Genomic DNA, 8,820 nt, shown 5'->3' with positions numbered 1-8,820 from the left:
TCCACCTCGCCCGTGTACTTGCTCTGGGGCCACTGCTGGCGGGGCTGTCCGAGTAGAGCGGCCTCCACGCCGGCCTCACAGGCGCGCTGGCGCAGCCGCTCCAGCGTGCGCGTGCTCACGGCGTAGGCCTGCGCCGTCTGCTGGTCTGTCCAGCCCAGTCCGTTGGTGGCCATGGCCAGCAGGCATTGCGCCCGTACCAAGCGCTTACTGGCTACCCGGCGCTGCTGCACCAGGGCCGTGAGCGAAGCGTGTTCGTCGTCTGTGAGGGTAAGAACGTAGTATTTGGCCATCGGGAGTCGGGTGAAGTTACCCGACAAATTAACGGATTCCTTCTACTAGGCGCGCTGCCAAAACCAGCGCTATTAACTCAGAAGGTCGCGAAGCAGCGCTTCGCGTTACTATCCGAGCCGGCGTTGCAACAGGCCATCAACTACTTTGAACAGCTTGCGCGGCGGGTAGGTGCGCCAAGGTAGGTCGTCGAGCTGGCCGCCGAAGTTGAGGTAGGAGTCGATATTGTACTGGCGCATCTCGCGGCTCACATGCTCCTGGAAGTTCACGGCCGCAATCCAGCCATCCTCCACGTCCTCAAACCACTCCTCGTAGTAGTCATCCTCTGAGCCGTGGAAGTTGAACACGTTTTCGCCGATGAGGATGAATTTGCGGATACCCTCGTGCGTCATCAGGTCGATGATGTTGCGCTTGAGCTCCATCACGTCGTTCTCAATAGCGTCGTTCCACTCGCCGATGAACTCGATAATGGCCGCGCCCAGCTCATAATCCACGAACAGAATCTTCAGAAACAGCGTGTCGGAGCCCAGGCTGTCCCACTGCGGATGGATGTAGTAGCCGTAGATGGTGTTGACGTAGGAGTCGAGGCTGTTTTCGGCTTCGTGCAGCGGCGAGAGCGGGTCCTCGGAGGCCGAGTACTGGTCCAGCCAGGCGTAGTGGGGCTCAATGGTGTGCATATTTTTTGAGCTGTTAGCTTTCAGCTGCTGGCTGTCAGCTTTTTTCTGGTGTTGGATGGGTTTGCACCGAATAAAGGGCACAAACAAACAGGTGGCGTTCGGGGTGAAGGAGAACAGAAAAATTGTCTCTATCAAAGCCCCCGGCTGCCAGTTCCTGCTAACTCCGAAAAAAGCCTGCCGGTTTCCTGCCGCTTCCGATTATCGGCTACATACTCCGCTCAGGCACTCAGAAAGAAAGCTAGCAGCTAATGGCTGTCAGCTAACAGCTAAAGACTTAATGCCCGCTGTACGCCGCCAGCGCCGCCCGCACCGAGCCGTGCAGCTCCAGCAGCTCGGCGGCTTTGCTTTGCTCCAGGCCTAGCTCCTCCATCAGCATCCGCTCGCCGCGGTCGACCAGTTTGGCGTTGCTGAGCTGCATGTCTACCATTTTGTTGCCCTTCACGCGGCCCAGCCGGATAAAGGTAGCGGTGGTTAGCATATTGAGCGCCAGCTTCTGGCCCGTACCAGCCTTTAGGCGGGTGCTGCCCGTCACAAACTCGGGGCCCGTCACCACTTCCACCGGAAACTCGGCCGCCGCCGCCACCGCCGAATCGGGGTTGCACACGATGCAGCCGGTGGCCAGCCCGTGCTGCCGGGCCTGCTCCAGCCCGCCAATTACGTAGGGCGTGCGGCCCGAGGCGGCAATGCCCACCACAATATCCTTAGCGGTAATATCGTAGGCCTGCAAGTCCTGCCAAGCCTGTTGGGCGTCGTCCTCGGCATTTTCCACCGCCTTGCGGATGGCCGTGTCGCCGCCCGCAATAAGGCCGACAACCACACCATGAGGCACGCCAAACGTAGGCGGGCACTCCGAGGCATCGAGCACCCCGAGTCGGCCGCTGGTGCCCGCTCCGATGTAAAATAGCCGCCCGCCCGCCGCCAGCCGGGCCACGGTAGCTTCTACCAGGGCCTCCAGTTGCGGCAGGGCGCGGGCCACGGCCTGCGGTACCGTTTGGTCGAGTTGGTTCATGCTGGCCAGCAGCTCGGCGGTGGGCAGCGTTTCGAGGTGGTTGAATTCGGAGGGGCTTTCGGTCGTCATCGGGCAGAGGGATAGGAGGAATAAGCAATACTACAGAAGCGGCGCGAAGTTGCCTTGTGGCGCTAGTCCACCACCTATGCCAACCGGCCAATTACCGGAAACCGGTCGAAAACGGTGGGTAAGTGAGGTGCCTGAGCCATTTCGGCCGTTAGATCCTGCCCGGCCCAGTGCTCGTAGTGGTTGCCGCGCTTCCACAGGCGCGAGCGGCTCACATCGTAAATCAGCCCCTGGAAGGCCACCCAGATTTCGTCGCGGTCCTGCCCATTGCGCAAAGCCAGTTGCCCGCGGGAGTAAAAGGGCTGGTCCGATACCGGCTGTCCATTACCTGTAGTCGGTTCAAAATCGGCTTCTGAGCTATCCATTTTTAACTTTTGATTCTCAACCCTAACTTACCCCAACAAGGCCTGCGTAAGAATCCAGCGGTGGGGCACGTCGCCCTGGGCGGCGCGCAGGTAATCCTGGTAGCTGCAGGGCACAATGCGGCGGGCGTTGCCGGTCAGGTTCACCACTTCCATCCACCAGCGGTCCGTCTGGCGCGACTTGTAGAACACAATACGGTCGGGACCTTCCTCTTCCTCCTCCTCGTCAGTGGGCCCGCCGGGGTGGGCCTGCGCGTAGCGGGCGGGGCCGTGCAAACCAGCGGCGTAGCGCAGGAAGGTGGGCCCGCGGAAGTCGGTTTCGCGGCGGCGGTAGTAGTAGCCCTCCACAAAATACCAGAGCATGGTGGCCAGCACCGCGGCGGCCAGGCCGTGCGGGTCGTGGTCGGGGCGGTAGCCGTAGAGGCCGAAGGAGGTGAGCTGGTCGTTGCAGCCGGCGTACCAGGCCAGCTTGGCGGCTTCCTCGTTGGTGAGGCCGAAAGGGTTGGCCGGCTGGTAGCCCGGCGCGTCCTGCCAGCGGATGGCGGCCACGTCGAAGCTCACGAAATCGGCCTGGCGCAGCAGCGGCTCGGCCTGCCGGATGTCGTCGCGAATCTGGCCTACGCGCAGGGTTTCGAAGTGCAGCTTTTCGAGGGCCGCCAGCACATCGGGGGCTACCAGGTACTGCTGGTGGGCCAGCTGGGCGAAGTTGAACAGGAAGCTGGGCGCGTGCAGCAGCATGCGGCGCAGGTGGCTGTCTTCGGGCGCGGCGCTGCTGCCCGGTTCGGCCATGTCCACCCTGGAATCCACAGTGGCAAAGCTCACGGCCCGCTCCAGCGTTTCGTAGGCCAGAAACTGCCCGTAGTCGAGGTCGTGCGAGCCACCCAGCAGCAGCGGCACGGTGCCCTGTTCGAGCAGCGCGGCAATGATTTCGCGCAGGCGCTGGTAGGTGTCTTCGAGGGTGAGGCCGGGGCGCAGGTTGCCCAAATCGGCCAGGCGGCCGGGGCTGCTGCCTTTCTGCAGCTGATACAGCTGGCGGCGCACCGCGTTGGCGCCGTGGCCGGCCGGCTCGCCGGCCGCGCTGCCGCGCCATTCATCCAAACCAATCAGGGCCAGGTCGGCGGCGCGCCAGTCGGGAAACGCGCCGCCCGTGAAAGCCGAAACGGCCCCCGCCAGCACCGTGGCCGGCGCACCGGCCGGCACCAGCTCTTCGGGCAAAGGGTCGAAAAAGATAGCCAGATTCATCGGGAAGCGGGGAGGCGGTGGGCAAAGCTACTAAATGCCGGGCACGCGTCCCGCCCTTTTTGGGCCCGTATGGCGGAGGTTTCCGGAAAAAAGCAGTTATTTAAGCTGCGCATACCCTAGTCGGGCAAAACTGCCCCGGCCCCGGCTGCGTCTTACCCCCTCCGACTCCCATCTCCGCTAGTTCACCGCTCATGGAAATCCGCCGCACTTTCGATGTTCTGCACCAGCTGCAGCAGAAGTACAATAAGCCCAACTGTTTCGGCGCCAAAATCGATGGCACCTACCAGCCCATCAGTACCGATGAAGTGGTGCGGCAGGTAAACGAGGCCAGCCTGGGCCTGCGGGCCCTGGGCATCGGCAAAGACGACAAGGTGGCCCTGATTTCGATGAACCGGCCCGAGTGGATGATTGCCGACTTCGCCATTGCCCAGCTCGGGGCCGTGAGCGTGCCGATGTACCCCACCATCACCACCGAAGACTACAAGTTCATCTTCGAGGATGCCGGCGTGAAGGCCGTGCTGGTGTCCGACCAGAAGCTGCTCGACAAGGTAACCGAGGCCATCAAAGGCCTCGATATTCCCAGGGAAAACGTGTTCACCTTCGATAAGCTGGCCGGCGCCCGCCACTTCAGCGAGCTGCTGGCAATGGGCGAGAAGGGCAACCCCGCCGACCTGGAGCCGCTGATGGCGGCCGTGGAGCCCGACGATTTGCTCACGCTCATTTACACCTCGGGCACTACGGGCAAGCCCAAGGGCGTGATGCTCACGCACAACAACATCCTCAGCAACTGCCGCAACACCCAGCGGTTTGTGCCGGTAACCAAGAACGATATTGCGCTGAGTTTCCTGCCGCTGTGCCACATTTTCGAGCGCATGGTGACCCACCTTTACCTCATCAACGGCGTGAGCATTTACTACGCCGAGAGCATGGATACCATTGCCGACAACCTGCGCGAGGTGAAGCCGCAGATTTTCACCACCGTGCCGCGCCTGCTCGAAAAGGTGTACGACAAGATTGTAGCCAAGGGCCACGCGCTGGAAGGCGTGAAGAAAAACATGTTCTTCTGGGCCCTCAACCTCGGCCTCAAGTACGACAACCAGCAAGACCACGGCTTCCTGTACAATACCCAGCTCAAGCTGGCCAACAAGCTCATCTTCAATAAGTGGCGCGAGGCGCTGGGCGGCAATTTGCGCTGCATCGTGAGTGGGGCGGGGCGCTGCAGCCGCGGCTGGCCCGCGTGTTCTGGTCGGCCGGCATTCCGGTGATGGAGGGCTACGGCCTCACCGAAACCTCGCCCGTAATTGCCGTGGGCGGCTACGACCCCAAGGAAAACATGATTGGCACCGTGGGCCCCATCGTGGACAACACGGAAGTCAAGATTGCCAAGGACGGCGAGATTCTGACCCGCTCGGAATCGGTGATGAAAGGCTACTACAACCAGCCCGAGCTGACGGCCAAGGAGTTCGACGCCGACGGCTTCTTCCACACCGGCGACATTGGCGAGATGGTGGACGGCAAGTTCCTGAAAATCACCGACCGCAAGAAGGAGATGTTCAAGACCTCGGGCGGCAAGTACATTGCCCCGCAGGTGCTGGAGGGCAAGATGAAGGAGTCGCCGCTCATCGAGCAGTGCATGGTGGTGGGCGACGGCCAGAAGTTCGCCTCGGCCCTCGTCATCCCATCCTTCGACGACCTGAAGGGCTGGTGCAAGCGCAACAACGTGTCGTGCGACGGCGGGCCCGCCGAAATGGTGAAGAACGAGAAGATTATCAAGATGTACGAGGACCTCGTGCACAAGTACAACGAGGGCTTCGCGCATTGGGAGCAGGTGAAGAAAATTGTGCTGCTGCCCGAGCACTGGACCGTGGAATCGGGCGAGATGACGCCCACCATGAAGGTGAAGCGCAAGGCCATTACCGCCAACAACCAGGAGCTGATTGAAGGGCTGTATAACTAACCGGTCAGCCGAAGATTGAACCTGCTTTTTACGTACCCCAGAGCCCGGCTCTGGGGTACTTTGCTGTCCGGGTACCGGGGGCGGGCAGCGGCGGAGAAGAGGAGTGGCCAAAACTTTTTTCGGGGTAGATAGTATGCAAGCATAACATATTATCCGTATGTTTACCGGACTTGCGACACTCTCCCATGACCCCCGAAGAAACCGTCGATTATAATATCAAGGTTGCCTGGCACGCCATTTCGCGCATGTATAACACGCAGGCGGCCAAGCACGATATTACCACCAGCATCGGTTTCGTGCTGCTGAACATCGACCAGGAAAACGGCACGCCCGCCACCAAAATTGCGCCCCTGCTGGGCCTCGAAACCCGCTCCCTGACCCGCATTCTGCGCTCGATGGAAGAAAAAGGCCTTATCTACAAGCAGGCCGACGCCCACGACAAACGCTCGGTACGCATCTTCCTGACCGAAGAAGGGCTGCGTAACAAGGAAATCTCGCGCCAGACCGTGCGCCACTTCAACCTGAAGGTGCGCGACGAAATCCCGCAGAGCGAGCTGGACGTGTTTTTCCGGGTCGTGAGCCAGATTACCGGCATGATTGAGGGCAAGACGCTCTACGAGAACTTCAAGCTCAAGCCCCCGCGCGCCACCGAATCGTCGGCCGCATAACGTCTTTTTAGTGCTTAGTTATTGGTGCATAGTGCTTAGGCCGCTCAAGAAGGCCAGTATATGTTCCAATGAAACCACCTAAGCACTATGCACTAAAATCTAAGCACTAACCACTACCCACCACTATGAATCGTACCATCAAGAAAGTAGCCGTACTGGGCTCCGGGGTGATGGGCTCGCGCATTGCGTGCCACTTCGCCAACATCGGCGTGCAGGTGCTGCTGCTCGACATTGCGCCGAAGGAACTGCTGCCCGCCGAGGAAGCCAAGGGCCTCAAGCTCGACTCGCCGGCCGTGAAGAACCGCCTCGTGAACAGCGCCCTGGAAGCTACGGTGAAAGCCAACCCCTCGCCGCTGTACCGCAAGGCCGACGTGAGCCGCATCAAAACCGGCAACTTCGATGATAACCTGAAGGACATTGCCGGCTGCGACTGGACGATTGAGGTAGTGGTGGAACGGCTCGACATAAAAAAGAGCCTGTTTGAGCGCGTGGAGCAGTTCCGCAAGCCCGGCACGCTGATTACTTCGAACACCTCGGGCATCCCGATTCATCTGATGACCGAGGGCCGCTCCGACGATTTCAAGAAGCACTTCTGCGGCACCCACTTCTTCAACCCGCCCCGCTACCTGAAGCTGCTCGAAATCATCCCGACCCCCGACACGGACAAGGATGTGGTGGATTTCCTGATGCACTACGGCGACCTGTACCTGGGCAAAACCACCGTGCTGGCCAAGGATACGCCCGCGTTCATCGCCAACCGCGTGGGCGTGTTTGCCATCATGGACGTGATTCAGGTGATGCAGCAGCTCGGCCTGTCGGTGGAGGAAGTGGATAAGCTGACTGGTCCGGTTATCGGCCACGCTAAGTCGGCCACCTTCCGCACCTCCGATGTGGTGGGGCTGGATACGCTGATGAACGTGGCCAACGGGCTGGCCCAGAACCTGCCCAACGACGAAGCCAAAGCTGTTTTTGCCCTGCCCGACTATCTGAAAAAGATGGGCGAGAACAAGTGGCTGGGCGACAAAACCGGCCAAGGCTTCTACAAGAAAACCAAGGACGATAAGGGCAAAACCGCCATCCTGGCCCTCGACCTGAACACGCTGGAATACCAGCCGAGCCAGAAAATCAAGTTTGCGACCCTCGAAACCACCAAGCCCATCGAGAAGCTGGCCGACCGGTTCAAGGTGCTGGTGGCCGGCAAAGACAAGGCGGGCGACTTCTACCGCAAAACCTTCGCGGGCCTGTTTGCCTACGTAAGCAACCGGATTCCCGAAATCACCGACTCGCTCTATAAGATTGACGACGCCCTGCGCGCCGGCTTCGGCTGGGACATGGGTCCGTTTGAAACCTGGGACGCGCTGGGCGTGAAAAAGGGCCTGGAGCTGGCTAAGGCCGAAGGGAAAACGGTTGCGCCGTGGGTAGAGGAAATGCTGGTCGCCGGCCACGAAACCTTCTATAAGGTGAGCGAGGCGGGCGTAAAGCAGTTTTACGACCTCGACTCGAAAAGCTACCAGGCCATTCCGGGCGTCGAGAACTTCATCATTCTTGATAACCTGCGGGCCACTGGCAAGGTGCTCTGGAAAAACGCCGGCGCTTCGGTGCTCGACCTTGGCGACGGTATTTTGAACGTGGAGTTCCACAGCAAGATGAACGCGCTGGGCTCCGACGTAATCCAGGGCTTGCTGAAAGGCGTAGAACTGGCCGAAAAGGACTTCCGCGGCCTCGTGGTGGGCAACGATGCGCCGAACTTCTCGGCCGGCGCCAACCTGGGTCTCGTGTATATGTTTGCCCTCGACCAGGAATACGACGAGCTAAACCTGATGATTGCCCAGTTCCAGCAGGCCATGATGCGGATGCGCTACAGCAGCATTCCGGTGGTCAGCGCACCCCACGGCCTGGCCCTGGGCGGCGGCTGCGAGCTGAACCTGCACGCCGACCGCGTAGTGGCGGCGGCCGAAACCTACATGGGCCTCGTGGAATTCGGCGTGGGTCTGATTCCGGCCGGTGGCGGCACCAAGGAAATGACCCTGCGCACCGCCCTCAAATACGAGGAAGGCGAGCCCGAGTACAACCTGCTCCGCAACACGTTCATGACGGTGAGCACCGCCAAAGTGTCCACCTCGGCCGCCGAAGCCTTCGACCTGGGCTTTATGCGCCGCGGCGACGAAATCGTGGTGAATTCCAACCGCGTAATTGCCCAGGCCAAAGCCGCCGCCATCGAACTGGCCGACGCCGGCTACACCCAGCCCGTGCAGAAAACCAACATCAAGGTGCATGGCAAGGGCGCCCTGGGCATGTTCATGACCGGTGTGCACGCCATGAAGGAAGGTCACTACATCTCCGACCACGACGTGAAGATTGCCAACAAGCTGGCCTTCATCATGTGCGGCGGCGACCTCTCAGCCCCCACCGAAGTATCGGAGCAGTACCTGCTGGACCTGGAGCGCGAAGCCTTCCTGAGCCTCACCGGCGAGCGGAAAACGCTGGAGCGGATTCAGTCAATTCTGACTACGGGCAAACCGCTGCGGAATTAGTATTGAGTAATTGGTAT

Annotated in this window: 8 protein-coding genes and 1 pseudogene; 4 read left to right on the top strand and 5 right to left on the bottom strand. The window is 60.6% G+C overall.

Annotation, left to right across the window (positions count from 1 at the left end; genetic code table 11):
• The 5 genes from H145_RS21155 to H145_RS0112280 form a co-directional block, all read right to left on the bottom strand.
• Positions 1-290: helix-turn-helix domain-containing protein (locus H145_RS21155; protein WP_019948456.1), on the bottom strand; the 290-nt coding region annotated here is incomplete at its 3' end.
• A 108-nt stretch (positions 291-398) separates the two neighbouring features.
• On the bottom strand, positions 399-965 hold the full coding sequence (locus H145_RS0112295) for a hypothetical protein (protein WP_026351475.1): 567 nt from the start codon (positions 963-965) through the stop codon (positions 399-401).
• Positions 966-1,239: 274 nt separating this feature from the next.
• Complete coding sequence (gene murQ / locus H145_RS0112290) at positions 1,240-2,043, bottom strand: N-acetylmuramic acid 6-phosphate etherase (protein ID WP_019948454.1); 804 nt, start codon at positions 2,041-2,043, stop codon at positions 1,240-1,242.
• Positions 2,044-2,117: 74 nt separating this feature from the next.
• Positions 2,118-2,405, bottom strand: coding sequence for a cytochrome b5 domain-containing protein (locus H145_RS0112285; RefSeq protein WP_083937778.1), 288 nt, complete (start codon positions 2,403-2,405; stop codon positions 2,118-2,120).
• 27 nt (positions 2,406-2,432) lie between these two features.
• A complete protein-coding gene (locus H145_RS0112280) occupies positions 2,433-3,644 on the bottom strand; it encodes a formimidoylglutamase (RefSeq protein ID WP_019948452.1) in 1,212 nt (403 codons plus the stop codon).
• A 191-nt stretch (positions 3,645-3,835) separates the two neighbouring features.
• On the opposite strand from H145_RS0112280, the pseudogene H145_RS25045 reads away from it, so the two are divergent.
• From H145_RS25045 to H145_RS0112265, 4 genes and pseudogenes are all read left to right on the top strand, one after another.
• Positions 3,836-5,019 (top strand): annotated as a pseudogene (locus tag H145_RS25045) (AMP-dependent synthetase/ligase); the annotation flags it as partial.
• A 45-nt stretch (positions 5,020-5,064) separates the two neighbouring features.
• Entirely contained in the window at positions 5,065-5,601 is a 537-nt protein-coding gene (locus H145_RS25125) for a hypothetical protein (protein ID WP_456236132.1), read from the top strand.
• Between the two features lie 185 nt (positions 5,602-5,786).
• Positions 5,787-6,269 carry a MarR family winged helix-turn-helix transcriptional regulator gene (locus H145_RS0112270; RefSeq protein ID WP_019948451.1) on the top strand — a complete coding sequence of 161 codons (483 nt, stop codon included), beginning with the start codon at positions 5,787-5,789 and terminating at the stop codon, positions 6,267-6,269.
• Between the two features lie 125 nt (positions 6,270-6,394).
• Entirely contained in the window at positions 6,395-8,803 is a 2,409-nt protein-coding gene (locus tag H145_RS0112265) for a 3-hydroxyacyl-CoA dehydrogenase/enoyl-CoA hydratase family protein (RefSeq protein WP_019948450.1), read from the top strand.
• Positions 8,804-8,820: the final 17 nt, after the last annotated feature.

Origin of the sequence: Hymenobacter aerophilus DSM 13606, assembly GCF_000382225.1 — a bacterium.
GTDB lineage: Bacteria > Bacteroidota > Bacteroidia > Cytophagales > Hymenobacteraceae > Hymenobacter > Hymenobacter aerophilus.
This window is presented reverse-complemented; position numbering and strand designations above follow the sequence as displayed.